Annotated in this window: 14 protein-coding genes; 11 read left to right on the forward strand and 3 right to left on the reverse strand. The window is 59.2% G+C overall.

Going from position 1 to position 17,941, the window contains the following annotated elements; translation table 11 throughout:
* Window positions 1-137 precede the first annotated feature (137 nt).
* Window positions 138-1,160: a zinc-dependent alcohol dehydrogenase family protein gene (locus tag KVQ74_RS11660; protein WP_217831222.1), complete on the reverse strand. Its 1,023-nt coding sequence runs from the start codon at window positions 1,158-1,160 to the stop codon at window positions 138-140.
* Between the two features lie 270 nt (window positions 1,161-1,430).
* Between KVQ74_RS11660 and KVQ74_RS11665 the strand changes: the two genes are divergently transcribed.
* On the forward strand, window positions 1,431-2,345 hold the full coding sequence (locus KVQ74_RS11665) for a LysR family transcriptional regulator (protein WP_225929965.1): 915 nt from the start codon (window positions 1,431-1,433) through the stop codon (window positions 2,343-2,345).
* Window positions 2,346-2,429: 84 nt separating this feature from the next.
* Here KVQ74_RS11665 and KVQ74_RS11670 read toward each other — a convergent pair whose 3' ends face one another.
* On the reverse strand, window positions 2,430-3,107 hold the full coding sequence (locus KVQ74_RS11670) for a hypothetical protein (protein WP_217831223.1): 678 nt from the start codon (window positions 3,105-3,107) through the stop codon (window positions 2,430-2,432).
* Between the two features lie 302 nt (window positions 3,108-3,409).
* Here KVQ74_RS11670 and KVQ74_RS11675 point away from each other — a divergent pair, with 302 nt between their 5' ends.
* The 6 genes from KVQ74_RS11675 (at window position 3,410) to KVQ74_RS11700 (ending at window position 14,434) form a co-directional block, all read left to right on the forward strand.
* Window positions 3,410-4,171 (forward strand): hypothetical protein, encoded by a 762-nt coding sequence (locus KVQ74_RS11675; RefSeq protein WP_217831224.1) that lies wholly within the window; start codon window positions 3,410-3,412, stop codon window positions 4,169-4,171.
* Between the two features lies 1 nt (window position 4,172).
* A complete protein-coding gene (locus KVQ74_RS11680) occupies window positions 4,173-5,912 on the forward strand; it encodes a hypothetical protein (RefSeq protein WP_217831225.1) in 1,740 nt (579 codons plus the stop codon).
* Window positions 5,884-7,617 (forward strand): LeoA/HP0731 family dynamin-like GTPase, encoded by a 1,734-nt coding sequence (locus KVQ74_RS11685; protein ID WP_217831226.1) that lies wholly within the window; start codon window positions 5,884-5,886, stop codon window positions 7,615-7,617. The genes KVQ74_RS11680 and KVQ74_RS11685 overlap by 29 nt, the downstream gene beginning before the upstream one ends.
* 134 nt (window positions 7,618-7,751) lie before the next feature.
* A complete protein-coding gene (locus tag KVQ74_RS11690; RefSeq protein ID WP_225929966.1) occupies window positions 7,752-8,876 on the forward strand; it encodes an MBL fold metallo-hydrolase in 1,125 nt (374 codons plus the stop codon).
* Between the two features lie 163 nt (window positions 8,877-9,039).
* A complete protein-coding gene (locus KVQ74_RS11695; RefSeq protein ID WP_217831227.1) occupies window positions 9,040-10,449 on the forward strand; it encodes a hypothetical protein in 1,410 nt (469 codons plus the stop codon).
* A gap of 58 nt (window positions 10,450-10,507) precedes the next feature.
* Window positions 10,508-14,434 carry a patatin-like phospholipase family protein gene (locus tag KVQ74_RS11700; protein ID WP_217831228.1) on the forward strand — a complete coding sequence of 1,309 codons (3,927 nt, stop codon included), beginning with the start codon at window positions 10,508-10,510 and terminating at the stop codon, window positions 14,432-14,434.
* A 6-nt stretch (window positions 14,435-14,440) separates the two neighbouring features.
* Here the strand turns inward: KVQ74_RS11700 and KVQ74_RS11705 are convergent, their stop codons facing one another.
* Window positions 14,441-14,656 carry a DUF3079 domain-containing protein gene (locus KVQ74_RS11705; protein ID WP_217831229.1) on the reverse strand — a complete coding sequence of 72 codons (216 nt, stop codon included), beginning with the start codon at window positions 14,654-14,656 and terminating at the stop codon, window positions 14,441-14,443.
* A gap of 200 nt (window positions 14,657-14,856) precedes the next feature.
* Here KVQ74_RS11705 and KVQ74_RS11710 point away from each other — a divergent pair, with 200 nt between their 5' ends.
* Genes KVQ74_RS11710 through KVQ74_RS11725 form a run of 4 tightly spaced genes read left to right on the forward strand, consistent with a single transcriptional unit; the run spans window position 14,857 to window position 17,931 of the window.
* On the forward strand, window positions 14,857-15,387 hold the full coding sequence (locus tag KVQ74_RS11710) for an iron transporter (protein ID WP_217831230.1): 531 nt from the start codon (window positions 14,857-14,859) through the stop codon (window positions 15,385-15,387).
* Window positions 15,388-15,708 (forward strand): cupredoxin domain-containing protein, encoded by a 321-nt coding sequence (locus KVQ74_RS11715; RefSeq protein ID WP_217831231.1) that lies wholly within the window; start codon window positions 15,388-15,390, stop codon window positions 15,706-15,708. It begins immediately after the preceding gene.
* Between the two features lie 22 nt (window positions 15,709-15,730).
* Complete coding sequence (locus tag KVQ74_RS11720; RefSeq protein WP_217831232.1) at window positions 15,731-16,585, forward strand: FTR1 family iron permease; 855 nt, start codon at window positions 15,731-15,733, stop codon at window positions 16,583-16,585.
* Window positions 16,573-17,931: a 4Fe-4S binding protein gene (locus KVQ74_RS11725; RefSeq protein WP_217831233.1), complete on the forward strand. Its 1,359-nt coding sequence runs from the start codon at window positions 16,573-16,575 to the stop codon at window positions 17,929-17,931. The genes KVQ74_RS11720 and KVQ74_RS11725 overlap by 13 nt, the downstream gene beginning before the upstream one ends.
* Window positions 17,932-17,941: the final 10 nt, after the last annotated feature.

Consider the following 17,941-nt stretch of genomic DNA (forward strand, 5'->3'; position numbering starts at 1 on the left):
GCGATTAGAAGATACAGATCGACGGCAAAAACCAGTTCAGTTGCTGAACGGGCTCGGAGCGAAGGCCGTGCAAGGTCGGCCTGGAGGGGGAATAAACGCAAAAGAGTCCGTGGGGCCACGGACTCTTTTCGACAGGGTTACGCCGGTTCGATCTGCAGCGCAACGCGCTCGCGGCATGGGCATTCGTCCATGTAGCGGTGAGCTTCGACGAACTCGTTGAACGGGAAAACCCGAGTCTTGAGCGGCAGCAGCACGCGATCGGCGGTCAACTGGTTGATATCGCGCAAGGCACGCTGCAACGCGACGTGATCCTGAACGATGCCCAGTTCCGGCTTGCCGGTGAAATTGCCGATGCAGTGCACGAAAAACTGAATGTTCTTCTGGAACGCCGCGCAGGCCGGGAACGGTGTCTGGTTGCCGCCTTGCAGGCCATACAGCACCAGGCTGCCACGAGGGGCCAGGACATCGCCGAGCAAGGACATCTGCGGACCGCCAAGACCGTCGAACACCACGTTGACGCCCACGTTGTCGGTAATCTTGTTGACCCGCATCAGCAGATCTTCTTCCTCGGTGACAATCACCTTCTCGGCACCGAGCGAGAGCAGATAATCGCGCTCGTCCGCGGTTTTCGTCGCGGCAATCACCCGCACACCCAGCGCCTTGCCCAACTGCACAAAGGACGGGCCGGCGCAGTGGCTGGCGTCGGTGATCAGGGCGAACTGGCCGGGTTTGACCCGCGCCAGATCGGTATAGCCGAAATAGGCGATCAACAGCGGCGTGTAATGCACGCTGGCTTCGATCGGGCTGAGTACGTCCGGATACCGGGTCAGCGCGGTGCGCGGCAGAACGATCAGCTCGCCGTAGACCGGATAATCGTTGGGGCTCTCGGCGGGGAAGCTCGCCACCTTGTCGCCGACCGCCAGGTCTTCGACACCGTCACCCACAGCGGTGACCACGCCGGCCATTTCATGGCCAAGGCCTGAAGGCAGGCGCGCCTGGGACGAGGCCAGATTCTGACGCCAGAGCGTGTCATACCAACTGATGCCGATCGCTTCGACGCGCACCTGCACTTCGCCAGGACCTGGCTGAGCGGCCGCATGCTCTTCGCACTTGAGCACCTCGGCCGGACCAAACTTGTGAAAACGAATCGTGCGGGACATCGCAAACCTCGTCAAAGTAACCTCTAATGCCATGAACTCTATCTGGGCTTTTCGACCAAGACCATCAGTGGCTATTAATAGTCGACATGCCTGTCATTGATTCCGCAGTATGGCCTGCATTGAGCAAATCCATGAAAAAACTGCCGAAACCTTCGCGCCAAAGCTGAATTTCCCGGTGCAGAGTACCAGCCTTTACCCGTAGTATTCATGCCGGCCATTGTTCCCATATGGCTGCCCTCGTCAAGCTTGATGACTCTGCCAGGACTCCAGATGAATCGTAATGACCTGCGTCGTGTCGACCTGAACCTGTTGATCGTATTCGAAACATTGATGCACGAACGCAGCGTAACCCGTGCTGCGGAGAAGCTTTTCCTCGGCCAGCCGGCCATCAGCGCCGCGCTTTCGCGGCTGCGCGGGCTGTTCGACGATCCGCTGTTCGTGCGCACCGGGCGCAGCATGGAGCCGTCTGCCCGGGCGATGGAAATCTTCGCCCTGCTCTCGCCGGCCCTGGATTCGATTTCGACGGCGGTCAGCCGTGCTGCCGAATTCGATCCGGCCACCAGTACCTCGGTGTTTCGCATCGGCCTGTCGGACGACGTCGAATTCGCCCTGCTGCCCATGCTGCTCAAACGCCTGCGCGCCGAGGCGCCGGGCATCGTGCTGGTGATTCGTCGCGTCAACTACATTCTGATGCCCAACCTGCTGGCTTCCGGCGAAATCTCCATCGGTGTCAGCTACACCACGGACCTGCCGGCCAATGCCAAGCGCAAGGTACTGCGTCGCAGCCAGCCGAAACTGCTGCGCGCCGACACCGTGCCCGGACCGTTGAGCCTGGACGACTACTGCGCCCGCCCCCACGCCCTGGTGTCGTTCGCCGGCGACCTCAGCGGCTTCATCGATGAGGAACTGGAAAAACTGGGCCGCAAACGCCACGTGGTCCTGGCCGTCCCACAGTTCAATGGCCTGGGCACCCTGCTGTCGGGCACCGACATCGTCGCCACCGTTCCGGACTACACCGCCGACACACTTACGGCGGCCGGAGGCCTCAGAGCAGAAGATCCACCATTGCCGACCCGCACGTTTGAACTGCATATGGCCTGGCGCGGGTCGCAGGATAACGATCCGGGGGAGCGGTGGTTGAGGTCGCGGATTCAGATGTTTTTCGGGGATCCGGATAGCCTCTGACAGTATCGAATGCTTGATAGCATTCGATCGTTAGTCGCTGCACATCAATGTTTGGCCCATCCCGTGCAGCTACTAGCAGAGGCTTCAGAAATCGCTGTAGATCGCGAGCGCTTTCGCCATGTCGACTTTGATCAGTTCGAAGAAGCCTCGCTCAATGTCAGCGACGCGATACCTACCGGTGTAGTAAGTCTGACTGATAGATCGACACTCATCACACCACAGGCCGTAGACCAGCTCGTTATTCCGGGTAATGGGAATTCTGGTTGTGTAGACCTTCAGCCGATCCAGCGCTCTGGGTATGGGCCGCCCAGTTCTCCTTAATTTGCTGATTTGAAGGTCCAGAACACAATAATTCTGCGGGTCGAGAAACATCAGAATCTTGGACACGAAGGAAATGCCTGAGTAGCCGGGATAACCCAGCCGCCGGATATTACCCAAGGACGCGGCGCTCCCGGCAATCAGGCCGTTGAACCCCGGATATGGCGCGTATGCCCCAATGCGCGTACGAAAGTTGGCAAACCTGCTGTCTCGATATCCCGCCGTTGCGTTTCCCCAGTAGATGATATTTCCCAGACCCTGCTCAGTATCGACAGGCACTCCAGACTTGAGCTGGGACTGAATGATTGCTTCCAGATGCCGAATACTGCTCGCTTTCTGCGGGTTATGCGTATGCGCCAGATTGTAATCGTAGTAGTCGAGGGGAAAACTGTAGTTGCGAATCGCGTAGTCAAGATCGTGAATCTGAGTACTACTCAAAGCCATAGAGCCTCCTTGCTGATCACAAGCAGCCGTCAGCGGTCGACTCCAACTCTCCTGACAAGCAGCCATTGTATTGCTGAGCAGTGGCTAATAAACATCAATTGGGAGGGTGGCACAAAAGCATGGCAACATGCCATCCTTATCAGGATTTACCATATTGCAGGGAAGCAGTAAGCGGTTTGGGAACCAGTCCTCCTCGTTACTGTCGTCGAGCCCCCGCCCCCGCTTGGCCCGGGCTTCCAACCGGTCTGAGTCTACTGCGAGGTGAAGCCCTGCCGGACTGCATTTCACCACAAGGACGCGCAATGAACACCCCCGAAGATCTCAACCGCCTCTATACCGACGTATCAGACAGCATCGGCAGCGCCATGGCAGACATCCTCGCGCTCAACGTCGAGCACAAGGACGGCAAGCGCGAAATCGGAAGCATCACCGACAAGCTTCTCGACATACAAACCCGTTTCGACAGCGAACTGCACCAGTTGAAAACCCATGCCGAGTGGGACACGTTCACTCTGGCGTTTTTCGGCGAGACCAACGCCGGCAAGAGCACGATCATCGAGTCACTGCGTATCCTTTTCAAGGAAGAATCCCGCCAGGCACTGCTGCAGCAGCATGCCGAGGATCTGGAACAGTTCACGCAGGCCCTTACCGCTCACCTGGAGCAGGTCCGCGAAGGCCTGCACGCCTTGTACAGCGAATACACCGGTGAACTGGCGGCCATCAGCCAAGGCACCGCCCGGCTGGCGCAAATTGTTCAACTCGAGGCCCAAGAACGAACCACAATCGCCCAAGTCGAAGCAGACGCCAGAACCCGAATCGCCCAGCAAGAGGCCCAGGCACGCCTTGAGGCCGAACAACAGGAAGCAGCACATCGGCAGAAAATCGCCGAGCAGGAATCCAGCGCTCGCCTGACAGCAGAGCAGCAAGAAGCCTCGCAGCGCCTGCAAATCGCGCAAGAGCACGCCGCATCGCGTTTCAAGATACGTCTAGCGCTGTTCGGTGCCGGCGGAATCCTTATCGGCGTCACGGCTGCAGTGGCATTGCTGAAACTGGCAGGAGCCTGAGATGAGCCGCCATGAACTCGATGAACTGTTCGATGAGGCAACGTCAACGTCCTCGCCAGTCACCCCCACTGCCGCACCCGCCCCTCAGCACGTCGAGGTGCATTCCCCCGCCCTCGATGCACTGCTCAATCATCAATTCATCACGCTGCTCGACAAACTGCTGGCCTTCGAGCGCAAGAAGGCTCAGGTGCGTCGGGTAGACGGCCTGATCATTGGTACTGGCGAAGCCGATTTCACCAAGGGTAATACGCTCTATCCCCTGAACTATAAGGGCAAGCGCTTTCAACTGATCGACGTGCCCGGTATCGAGGGTGACGAAAGCAAGTACGCGCATATGGTCCGGGAGGCGGTGGCCAAAGCTCATCTGGTTTTCTATGTAAACGGAACCAACAAAAAGCCCGAGAAGGCCACCGCGCAAAAAATCCGGGCCTACCTGCGACTGGGCACCCAGGTCTGTCCGTTGATAAACGTACGCGGCAATGCCGATGCTTATGAATTTGAGGAAGACCGTGAGTCGCTGACCGCTCACAGCGGGTCCACGGCAGCCCTGCAGCAAACCGAAGAAGTCTTGCGCTCGGTACTGGGCAGTAATGTCATGCAACCCGGTCATTGCGTGCAGGGGTTGCTGGCGTTCTCGTCGCTGGCGAGCGATGCGCAAACCGGGCGCACGACCATCGATCCGTCCCGTAGCCGGGACCTGGTCATTCAGCAACGCAATTACCAGAAACACTTCGCCTCATCCAAGGCCATGTACGAGTTCAGCCAGATCAAGTCAGTCGCCAAAGTGCTGCACGGCAAACTGGCGACCTTCCGGGAAGACATGATCGAAAGCAACAAGACCAAGGTTCACGAGTTGCTGGTCGAAAACTCAGCGACGCTGCAAACCTTGTACGCCACGCACGAAGCATTCGTCGCCAGGACCGCGCCAGAGTTCGAAAAGTGCCGTGAGGCGATCAAGGCGGCCCTGGAGCGATTCGAGCGACTGGTCGTTGCCGGAAGAAAAAACCTTTGGGACAAGCTCTTCAATAGCCTCAAAGACGACGCTGACGAAATCGTCGAGCGTCATTTCGGCGACAACGACACCATTTCCAGCAAGATCAATCGTGCCTTCAAGACCCGACAGGAATCGCTCAAAGATGATCTGCAGGAGCAGTTTGAAACGTACCTCAAAGACCTCCGCCAGGATCTGCAGCAAGCCATGCAGCGGCTACTGGAGGATGTTTCACGGGTCGAGTTCGAGCAATTGCTCTGTGACGCCGACACCCTGAACATCAACTACAAAACACCTGAGCTGGGCCTAGGCCTGGAGCTTGGTGACTATGGATGGATAGCCTTCAACATAGGCTCCTATGCCTTGACAGGGGCTGGTATCGGCACCGCATTTCCAGTGATAGGTAATCTGATAGGCGCCGTTGCCGGCGCTCTGGTGGGCATTCTGGTCAGTTTTCTGAGTTTCTTAACCAGCAAGGAAAAACGTATTCGCAAGGCACAGGGGCAAGTGCAGGAGAAGATCGACGAGGCCTGGTCCGAAGCCCGTAAGGCCTTGCAGAAAGAGCGCAAGACACTGTTCGCTCCCGTGCGCAAGCAAATCGACGAAGCCGTTTTATCACGCGTGCAACAACTCGATGAGTCGCTCAAACAACCCTTGCAGATCATCGACCAGCAGATGGCGCTGATGAAACGTACCAAAGAACAATTGGAGAACATGCCTTATGGAACAATTCAAACAGTTCAACGTTGAGAAACAGACCGCACTCAAAGGCCTGGAGCAACTGCGTGCAGTACTCGACGAACTAGGCGAGATGGGCGCGGACGTTGGCAGCGAGCTGCGTAAGATCGATTCGGCAGTACAGGCAGTCGAATCCGACGTCTTGCGTATCGCCCTGCTCGGCGCCTTCTCCGACGGCAAGACCAGCGTCATTGCCGCCTGGCTGGGCAAGGTCATGGCCGACATGAATATCGACATGGACGAGTCCTCCGACCGTTTGGCCATCTACTCTCCGGAGGGGCTGCCGGAAAAATGCGAGATCGTCGATACCCCTGGTCTGTTCGGCGACAAGGAAAAGACTGTCGGCGGCGAACAGGTGATGTATGAAGACCTGACCAAACGCTACATCTCTGAGGCGCATCTGATTCTGTATGTGGTGGACGCTACCAACCCGCTCAAGGAAAGTCACAACGACATCGCCAAGTGGGTGCTGCGGGACCTGAACAAACTGTCCTCGACCGTTTTCGTGATCAATAAGATGGACGAGGTCACCGACCTCACCGAACAAGTGCTGTTCGATACCCAGGCCACGATCAAGAAAGACAACCTCAAGGCCAAGCTGCAGCGCGCGGCCAATCTCAGCCCGGACGAGATGGCCCGGTTGAATATCGTTTGCCTGGCATCCAACCCGAATGGGCGTGGCCTGGAGTTCTGGTTCGGCAAGCCCGAGCACTATGAAAGCCGTTCACGGATTAACGACCTCAAAGCCATGACGACGCAGGTGCTACGGCACAATGTTCCGGCGGTGCTGATTGCCAAGACGGGCCTGGATGTCGTGCGCGATGTTGTCGGCCAGCATGTAGTGCGCGCCGAAGAACAGTTGAATCGGCTCAAGGCCTTTGCCGATCAGAATGCCGAGGAGTCGGCGCGCATCAGACAGGACATTGCCAAAGGCCGTCGTGAAGTCAAACGGCTGGCCGGCGAACTGTTCGAGGAACTACAGAACATTGAGAAAGGCTTGCTGGGCAAACTCCGCCCTCTTTCCCTGGAAAATATCCGAGAATTCCTCGAGGATGAACTTGGCTATACCGAGGATGGCGTCGGCTTCAAACTGAACCTGAAAATCAAGAGCGCGATTGATCGCTCTTTCGATCAGTCTTCCAAAGTCACCAGCCGTATCTCTCAGGATATCGGCCGCCAACTCAACTCCAGCGAAAGCTTTCTCAACGCCATGGGCGAAAGCGCACTGAAGTCGATGGGTGGGGCCGCCAAAGGGGTTGCCAACCTTAGCCCGGACATCATCAAGGGCGCAGTATTCGCCGCCCGCGATGCGCTCAGCGCGGTGACAGGTGTCGCGATCAAGTTCAAGCCCTGGCAGGCGACCAAGATTGCCGGAGCCATTTCCAAATGGGCAGGCCCTGCGGGTGCGGCCATCAGCCTTACCTCAGATCTGCTCAGCGCATACAAAGCTCATGAACTGGAACAGGAGTTGAAAAACGCCAAGGAGTCCATTGCCGACGTCATCAAAAGCGCCTTCAAGGATATCTACGACATCATCGGTGACGACGAAAAACTGCTGGATTTCTTTGCCCCGCAGCTCAAGGCGTTTGAGAAGATCGTTGAAACGTTGGAGGAGCGTTCGACATTCATCAATACCAGTCAAGCCAGGCTCCAAGGCGTAAAAGCCAAGCTGAATGCACTGATGTCGGCACCTGCGCGACTTGAGGCAATGACCTGAGTGAATGGCAGGGGGCACGCCCCCTGCTACTGACGGCATAAAAACCTGATCACGCTCCATCACCTACAATCACCTTCATACCCTGGCAGCCCAAACCTGCCCTATACCTCTGGCAGCACTCTGGAGTAAATCCCATGCCCGCCGCGCTGTGGCTTGTCGTGCTACTGATCTTCAGCACCTGCGCAGTGAGCGGGGAAGACGACAATCTGGATATGTGGTCGGCACAGAATCTCGCCGAACCAAAAATTCAGTTTCTGGGCGTAGGTGGCTGGCTCATCCACTGGCGCGGGGAAGGCCTGTTGCTTGCGCCGTCGTTCAGCAATCCAGCGTCTTTCATTCCGGATTATCCACCGATTCTGGTCAAGGCTGACAAACGACGTATCGACACCTACATGCGTACACGCCCTGTAGACGACGTCACCCTGCTGCTGGTCGGCCATGGGCATTACGATCATTTGCTGGATGTGCCTTGGGTGATGCGCAAGTACGCGCCCAAGGCGGTTGTGTACGGTTCGGATACCGTCGTACACATCCTGCATTCGATGAAGGATTCCGCCAGGGCCGAAACCGAGGACTGGACCTGGGTCGACCCCGACCGGGTCAAAAGCGCGAGAGGCTACATGGCAACTGTTCCCGGTTGTGATGGCGCCCCCGGACCTGCCAAACCCGGATACTGGATCACCTCCACGGGCGGGGCCATCAGAGCCATGCCCATCCAGAGCATGCACGCACCGCACATTCTGGGTTACACCGTGGGCCATGGCAGTTACACCGAGGATCTGACCGAAGTTCCGATCTCCGTATTCGGATGGAAACAAGGCCAGTCAATGGCGTGGTTGATTGACTTGCTGGACGCCAAAGGAAAGCCGGAGTACCGCATTCACTTTCAGGACAGTGCCGCGCCCGCTCCCTGCGGTATTCCGCCTGCGTGGCCGGATCAAACAGCGATCGATGTCGAGATACTCAGCGTCGGCTCCTGGACCAAGGCTGATCAGTACCCCGAGCAATTGCTGAAAGCGACCAAACCTCGGGTGGTGCTGTTGGGGCACTGGGAGAACTTCTTCGGCAATGATCCTTACAACCCTGAACCCCTGATGGGCAATCACGTTGCGAGAATGATGGAAAAGGTCAAGGCCGTGGTTAGCGAGCAGAAAACAGCCGCAACCGTGTACCTGCCCAAACCCTTCGCAGAGATCCCCCTGCCACCGACGCTCAACGGCGCTTCCTCAGAACAATTAATCGTTCGGCCCCATAAATAAAGGGGTCCGAGTCGCTGCAGGCGTCTTGCTTTTTCGGATTCATTGGCTTGACTCAACTGGAAGTGAGCGGCCATGTCGCCCACGTCAATCCACTGATAAGCCCAGAGACGGGTCTCGACGACCCCAGGCAGTTCGATAGGCAGAACTTGTTTCAGGGAGATATATGTCCAGACATCCGTTCTCCACGGCACCCGTTCTGTTGATTGTGTTCCTGCTGATATCAAGCTGCTCCCTCTACCATAAGGAGTTCGAGGCCCAAGACGACATTCAGACCAACTATGAACTGCGCGTCGTGCAAGTCGACGACTTTGGCTCATGGTGGAACCGAGGAAAAGCTCAGAACGCGATCGATGCGATCAAGCAATCCGCATCCAAAACCAACACCTATGTCGTGCTGTTCATCCACGGCTGGCATCACAACGCCGATACCAAAACGGACGAAAATTATAAAAATTTCCAAGAGACACTGAAGGCTCTGGGCGACAAGTTGGCGGCGCCCGAGTATGCCCAGGCGCGGGAAAGAATCACGGGCGACCCTACGTTTAAACTGATGGGTGTCTATGTCGGCTGGCGAGGCAGGTCACTCCCCGGCTACCTCGACTACGCCACCATGTGGTGGCGTAAAGCGGCGGCCGAACGCGTGGGAGACGGTGATGTCAGCGAGTTCATCGAGCGCCTGCAGCGTATCTATCTGAGAACCAACGCGCTCAGTGTGCGCTCCGAGATTCCGCAGGCTGATACCAAAAAACCTTATATGGGGCTGGTGAGCATCGGGCACAGTTTCGGTGGTCAGGTCCTGATGAAATCGCTCGCCCGACCTATGGAGTATTACCTCACCGAACGCGCACCGCAGTTAGGCAACACTCTTGAGAAACCGACTACGACGACTGAGGCCGACCGGGAGGAGCAGAGAGTACCGATAGACAGCTTTGGCGACGTGAATATCCTGCTCAACCCTGCTCTCGAAGCCTATCAGTACGCCAAGATCGACAGCCTTTATCGCCAGATCCGGTTTTCCTACAAGCAGGCACCGCAACTCGTTGTGTTTTCCGCCAACAACGATTCGGCCAGGCAATTTTTCTTCCCGATTGCGCGGGGGCTGACTCGCCCATTCCGCCCTGGCTTCAGGAGCGACTATCAAGGCGATCTCTATGGCCAGGCACTGGGTGAATTCGAACCCCAGCGTACCCATACCCTTGAGTTGGCGCCTGGCACGGCTGATTCGCTGAAGGCTGCGGATTATGTGAACAAAGAAGTTATTTCTCACTTCGACTTCACTGGTGACGTGTCATTCAGTGGCTTGACCCTCAAGCCACTACCCGGCCCTCGGGTAGACAACAGCCCTGTCGCCGTCATTTATTCCAAGAACGAAATCATCGATGGCCACAATGGAATCTTCAAAACCCAGTTCGTCGATTTCCTCGTCAAATACGTGGATTTCATTGAGGGCAAGAACCTCGCACTAAGACAAGCGCGCTGGGAGGAACGGCGTAAAGCGCAGGCTCAGTTAGCCGTCTCAACCGAGAAGAAGCATGCTGCAGCGTCACCCAGCGTCGAGACATCGGTTCCTTGAGCGCTCACGGCTTTTGCGGATTACAGCTTCGTAAGGACTTCGCATAGGGCAAGCAGCCATGACCGACAACAATCCCGCCGGACAAGCACCACAAGCCGCCGACCCTGACAAGCGGCCCGAGAACGACTCGAACGAGTTGATCGCCACCCGGCGCCACCAGCTCAAAAAAGATCAGGCCAGAATTGCCGGGCAGTTGCCTGAAGGCAGCAGCGATATATGGGGTCTGGCGCTTTCCGGGGGCGGTATCCGCAGCGCGACTTTCAGCCTTGGCCTGCTGCGTGGACTTGCGAAAAAGAAATTGCTCAACCGCTTCGACGTCCTGTCGACAGTCTCCGGCGGCGGTTATATCGGCAGCCTGCTCGGCCGGCTCTATGATCGTGAGCGCCCGGATGCGCAGCAGATCGCCAAGGCATCGACCGCACCGGGCGCCACCGCCTCCGCGCCGAGCGCCAAGCCGTCTGCAAGTGCCGCCGCCGATCGAGTGGAAGACGCCATGGCCAACGCCGAGAACACCTGGTTCGGCTGGTGGTTGCGCTCCAACGGTCGCTACCTGGCCCCCGCAGGATTTTCGGACCGCTTGTTTGCCATCACCCTCTACCTGCGCAGCCTCCTGGCATTGCACTTTGAATTCGGACTGCTTGCCGTACTCGCAGGCTGCGTGCTGGCGGCGCTGGATCTTGGTGCATGGCAGATCCTCGCAGCCGCCGGTTTTCAGCCAGACACACCAGAGCTGTTCCATTGGCTGCTGTTCCTCAAACAATGGCTGCCAACTGCCTGGCTGCTACTGACGGTCATTTTGCCAATCGCCCTGCATCTGGTGTTCACGTATTGGGACACCCAATGGGTCGGCAGGCGGTTTGCCGGGTACTGCCTCGGCAAGGCAGTCATCTGCGTAATTCTGCTGGCGGCTGCAGCGAAAGTCGGGGCTTTGGCGCCGCCACCCGTAGCCAGGTCAGACACGGTGACGCTGGCCAATCTGCTGCCTGGGGTGGCGGCGCTGGTCGTACTGCTGCTGACCACTTCAGCAATCCATGCCGGCCTCGGCTGGCTCTACATGGTCGGCAAGAACGCGAAACTGGTCGCCCGGGGTGAGCCCGAGAAAGATGCTCTGTCGGAGATGCGCAACCAACTGACGCGCCAGCTGATGTGGTTCGTCGGGCTCACCCTGCTTGTTCTGGCACTGGGTATCGCCGAGCGTCTTGCCTGGCTGCTGGCATTCCAGACACAGGTATTCGAGACGCTTGACCTCGGCATACTGCTGGCTGTCGTCTCCGGAGTCGCCCAAGCGCTGATGCTGAGCCTGAGGTCGGCCAAGGGTCGAACTCAGCAGCCCGACAATCCCGCCAACCGCATCGTGCCTCACCTTCTTCAACTGACCGGCTACCTGCTCGCAGGCGCGCTGTTCGTCTGGTGGGTATCGCTGGTCTTGAAAATCAGCTTCGAGCCGGTGTTCCCCACTCTCATAAAATCCGACGGCACAGTCGTCGACGTGATCCTGCCGTTGTTCGACAAAGGCTGGCAGGCGTTGGCTTGCATCTTCGTGCCCACAGCGCTCTATGTGGCGGCCACCGGGTCCAATCTGGGTTTCCTCAACCTGTCTTCCTTGCATACGTTCTACAAGGCACGGCTGGTACGCAGCTATCTGGGGGCGACCAACAATTGGCGCTTCAGTGGCGCCGGCGCGAACTCGCCGCTGGCAACGATCGAAGCCCATGAACTGACGACCAGCAAGGTTCGCAATGTCGGCAAGGTCGCGCCTGGAGATGACGTCGCGCTCGCCGATTACCAGCCGCACCTGGCGGGCGGCCCGGTTCATATCATCAACACGTGCGTCAATCAGACGGCCGATCCCAAGGGTCGATTGTTCAATCAGGATCGTAAAGGTTTGCTGCTGAGCGTGCGGGCCGGTGGCGACTCGCGCCTGAGCCAGGAAGGTTGGCGCAGTGAGTTCCAGGGGATCGGCAAACTGAGCGTGGGCGGCTGGATGGCGATCTCCGGTGCGGCAGCCGCGCCCGGCCTTGGCGCCCGCACGCAACGTGGACTGGCGGCGCTGCTGACCTTCGCCGGCGTGCGACTGGGGTACTGGCTTTCCCGTGACGAGCGAGGCGGACCGGATGCTACGTGCTCCCTCCCAGGGCGGGTGCTGGCCGGCATGACCAGCAAATCGAAGGCACTGTTGCGCGAGCTGTCCGCGACGTTCGGGGCCGGCCCCAAAGACAATTGGTACATCAGCGATGGCGGATTCTTCGAGAACACCGGCGTCTACCCTCTGCTGCTCGAGCGTGCCCGCGTGATCGTGCTGGCCGACTGCGGCGCCGATCCCGGCTACTCGTTCGAGGACGTCGAGAACCTGGTGCGCAAGGCTCGCATCGATCTGGGTATCACCATCACCTTCCGCCAGCCCGTGGCCCTGGCCACGCTCGAATGGGCAATCCCTGAAGCACCGGCTGAAGAATGGTGCCAAAGCCTCAGCTACTTCGGCTCGCTGCAGGATCTTGCGAAAGATGACAACGAGAGTTGCCTGGCACTGGCCACGGTTCACTATCCGGACGACGTACCGGACTCGGAACCGGCAATCCTCATTCTGGTGAAACCCAATACGTTCAGGTCGGTTTCGATGGACGTGGCGAACTACAAGCGCCAGAACCCTCTGTTCCCGCAGGAGCCCACCGGCGATCAGTTCTTCAGCGAGAGCCAGTGGGAGTCTTACTTTTCGCTGGGCACGGACCTGGGCGAGCTGCTCTGCGACACCCTGATCGGCCAACTCAGGATGCACCTCGACTCGCTGTTCGAGGAGCCCTCTGCAACAGCGCCTTCCTTGCCTGAAGCGGGCGATACCACAACGCTCGGCAAGCCTGTCGTTGTCCGCGTATCGAGAAGTGTCTGGGGGCGGCAGGTGGGTGCCGTGGGAGCAACTCTGGGGGCCGGGGCCGTTTTGTCACTGGGCGTGGCCGCGTGGCAATCCTTCGAGTCATACCGCACGGCGTTGAGCTCGCGGACGACTGGCGAGCGCACCGCTCTGCTGGAAATATCGAAACTGTGGGAAAAGCTGCCACCGGGAACACCGTCAGCCGATCCCGAAGGTGCCGCCAATCGACTTGCCGTAGCGCTGCTGCGCGCTGGAGATTCCTATTGCATGAAGGGTGAGGCCGGTTGGCTGATGAACTCCGACTTCGGCATGCGGGTGATTGCGGATGCCGCCAATTCTTGCGCAGCGCTCAAGGCAGACATGGGACGTGCCTGTCAGGTGCTGGTGGAAGCCAGAACCGGCCTCGTATCAATGTCTGCAGGGGCGTGCCTGGTGAAAACATCATCGCCTTCGCCAGCGGTCTATTGGGGCTACGACTACAGCGCGAGCGGAGCCTGGAATACGCTGCACCCATGCTCCACGCAGCGCGAAGCACTGGTTGAACAATACGAGAACCTGTCTGAAAGCTACTCGATCAACGCCAGGGATGCGCGCAAGCGCAATGAACTGGAGGGCCTTCAGGAGGCATGTCCCAAACCCGCGAAGTCCCAGCCCCCTGCGACCCGGGCGCCAGCCTCCGTCAACCCTGAACCGCAACCCCTTGCTCGCGAACTGGACAATCCGGTCTGCAAAGGCAATACGATCTACATGCAGATCTATGGCCCGGAGATGCGTGACCAGGTGCGTGCATTCAGAACGTGGTGGCACACCAACTGGCACGCCAGCGTACCGCCCATCGAGGATGTCGTCGCTACCGCCTTCCGCGCGGCCCGTCCGGCGCCAAAAGAGGTGCAAAAAACCACCTTGCGCTACCACGACGACCAGGGAAGAAGCTGCGCTGACGCTATTGTCGACGCGGTGAACACCGAGGTATCCGGCGCCGACTGGAAAAGCGAGCCTCTCTCCCCTGCTTTCGTTGGCGCCAAGGGGGTCATAGAGGTCTGGTTCAGCAAGGGTGACAAGGTCAGCGAGGCACTGTTCAAAAGCGGCGCCAAGGCGAGCGGAAAATCCCCGTAATTCAAGTTACGGGGCGCTTTTGTCGTCCGGCGTCTCCGTCACGCCAGCCGCCTCGATCCCCCAATCTCCCGGCGAATCCCAATCCTCGCCAAAAATTTCCACCGGATGCATCGTGCGGTCGGAGCCGTTGCCGCAGGCCAGGGACTTTGCCGGACAATAACGATCACAGCCCCAGCAAATGCGTTCAGGATGGCTGGGGTTGGCAGGAAAGGGTTTGGCCATGCCGTTCTCCGATCATTGAGAGGCGTGAACCCAACCTACAACCTGCGCAGAAAACCGGCCTTGATGCATATCAAGAACCGCTCCGCGCAACGACGGGCCACGACCTCGTTTTTAAATCCTCAAACTTGATAACAATCATTATTGTTCGCAGCGAAGCTTTCTAGACTCGGGTTCCCAACCTCAGTGCTCAGGAAGAAACCATGCGTAGCCCGTTTTCGCTGTCACTCGCCCTGCTCCTGCTGACGCCGCTGGCGCAGGCCAAGGAATACCCGATCGGCTCGCCACAGATGTGTGCGGGACTGGAGGTCGGAGCGGTGTATTTACAGCCGATCGAGATGGAACCTGCCGGGATGATGCGTGCCACCGCCGATTCCGATGTGCATCTGGAAGCCGATATTCGTGCCACCGCTGACAATCGCAATGGCTTTCAGGAAGGCAGTTTCGTGCCTTACCTCAATGTGTCCTTCCACCTGAAAAAACAGGGCAGCGAAGCGGAAATCAAGGGTGACTTCCACGCGATGGTCGCCAATGACGGGCCGCACTACGGGGATAACGTCAAGCTGCTCGGCCCCGGTAAGTATCAACTGACCTTCACCCTCCTGCCGCCCGCCGGCCATGCGTCCCTGGGCCGCCACACCGACAAGGAAACCGGCGTCGCACCGTGGTTCGAGCGCTGCGAATTGCACTACGAATTCGTCTACGCGGGCATCGGCAAAAAAGGCGGCTATTGAATGAAGTCCTGGCTGCTGCTTGCCGCTGCGCTGACGCCGCTTTCGGCCCGCGCAGAACTACCCAGCTATGAACTCAGCCTGAACGATGGCCACTTCACCCCGGCCGTGCTGGAGGTACAGGCCGGCCAGCGTTTCAAGATCATCCTGAAAAACGTCGGCCAAGGCCCGGCCGAATTCGAAAGTACACCGTTGCGGGTGGAGAAAGTCCTGTCGCCGGGAGTGACCACGTTCGTGGTCATCCACCCGCTCAAACCCGGGCACTACCCGTTCTTCGACGAGTTCAATCCGCAACTGCCCGAGGGCGGGATCCTGGCGCAATAGTCCGCTCACGCAGGGAGGTTCCATGAATCAATCGATGTTCATCGTCTGGCGCGAAAGCGTCGAGGCCCTGTTGGTGATCGGCATTCTCCAGGCCTGGATCAGCCAGCAAGGTCAGGACCGGCGTCTGGTCAAATACCTGTGGGCCGGTGTAGTACTGGGGCTGATGCTTTCCGGGTTGCTCGCGGTGCTGATTCTGTTTGCCGGCGACGCCATGAGCGGATCGGCCAGTGAATGGTTCCAGGCCGCGCTCGCGCTGGTTGCCAGCCTGTTGATCGTGCAAATGGTCGGCTGGATGCACCGTCACGGACGTACCCTCAAACAGGATCTGCAACGCCACGCCGACAGCCAGCTGGCCCGTCAGGGCGGCGTGGGACTGTTGGTGCTGGCCATGCTCGCGGTCAGCCGTGAGGGCAGCGAAACCGTGGTGTTCCTCTACGGCGCCGGTGCGCAACTGCGAGGTACTCAGCTCGGTTGGTTTGCCCTTGGCGGGGCGTTGGGGCTGGTGCTATCGGCACTGACCGTGACCCTGCTGCACAGCAGTCGACGGTTGATTTCCTGGCAACGATTCTTTGCCCTCAGCGAAGCGATCCTGCTTCTGCTCGGTGCGGCGTTGCTGGTCAGCGCCGTCGAGCGAATCGGCGGCCAAGTGCTCGCCATGGATTTGCCCGAAGTGGTCTACAGCAGCGTCGGCGCAGCACTTTGGGACAGCAGCGCCTTGCTCAGCGACAGCCATGGCCTGGGTGGTTTTCTCGCCGGTTTCGCCGGTTATCGAGCAACGCCCAGCGCCCTGACCTTGCTGGTGTGGATCGGTTACTGGCTGGTCGTGGTCGGCTGGCTACGGCAACGGCCAGTAGAAAACGCCCCATGCCTGAGCTGAATCGCTGGCTTCAACGGCTCGGCGATGGCATGCGCCGTCACGCCCGCGCCATTCGTGCCGTGCAATGGATCGTCGTGCTGTTTTACGCATTGCTGCTGGTGGTTCCGGCGTTGCTGCCGCTGCCGGACAGTCAAGCGCGGCTCCTCGGCAACCTGACCCTGCTCGCGCAGTTCCTGTTCTGGGGGATCTGGTGGCCGTTCGTGCTGCTGTCGATCGTGCTGTTCGGCCGACTCTGGTGCGGCGTGTTGTGCCCGGAAGGCTCGCTCAGCGAATGGGCCAGCCAGTACGGCAAGGGCATGGGAGTGCCGCGCTGGTTGCGCTGGGGCGGTTGGCCGACCCTGGCGTTCTGCCTGACAACCCTCTACGGCCAATTGATCAGCGTCTACGACTACGCCCAGGCAACGCTGCTGATTCTCGGCGGCTCGACCGTCGCGGCGGTGGTCATCGGATTGTTGTTCGCCCGGGGCAAACGGGTTTGGTGCCGCTATCTTTGCCCGGTCAGCGGGGTCTTCGCCCTGCTCGCCCGACTGGCGCCGGTGCATTTTCGCGTCGATGAACAACGCTGGGTGGAAAACACCGCCGCGCGCCTGCCACCGCCCAACTGCGCGCCGCTGCTCGACATCCGTCGCCTGCAAGGCGCCAGTGACTGCCATGCCTGTGGGCGGTGCAGCGGCCAACGCGGCGCCGTGCGACTGATCGCCCGCTCCGGCAATCAGGAAATCCTCCAGGCGACGTCGCGCACGCTCTCCCCCTGGGATGTGCGGCTGCTGCTGTTCGGGGTGATTGGCCTGGCGATGGGTGCGTTTCAATGGACGGTCAGCCCCTGGTTCATCGCCCTCAAGCAAACCCTCGCGCAATGGCTGGTCGAACATGACCAGTTGTGGGCGCTGGAAGACAACGCGCCGTGGTGGCTGCTGACCCATTACCCGCAGGTCAACGACAGTTTCAGTTGGCTCGACGGTTTCAGCATCGTCGTTTATCTGGGATTGAGTTCGCTGCTGCTTGGCACGGCGCTGATGGGTGTCCTGCGCCTGACGACTGATCGTGACCTGTATCGGCCTCTGGCACTGACCCTCACGCCCCTCGGGGGTGCCGGCCTGTTTCTCGGTCTGTCGGCAACCACGGTGAAATTGCTGCGCTATGAAGGTCTGCTGCTCGACTGGGTACAACCGGCCAGAACCGGCCTGTTGATTGCGGCGATGGGCTGGAGTCTGCTGCTCGGCTGGCAACGCCTGAGCCGCGAACGCCTGTCGCGGCCCAAACGAATAGCCGGCGCTGCCGGCCTGTTGCTCGCCAATGGCTTGATCGGGTTTGGCTGGTGGTTGCAATTCTGGGGCTGGGCCTGAGCGTCGCCAC

The sequence above is a fragment of the Pseudomonas botevensis genome (genome assembly GCF_019145475.1).
In the GTDB taxonomy this organism is placed as follows: domain Bacteria; phylum Pseudomonadota; class Gammaproteobacteria; order Pseudomonadales; family Pseudomonadaceae; genus Aquipseudomonas; species Aquipseudomonas botevensis.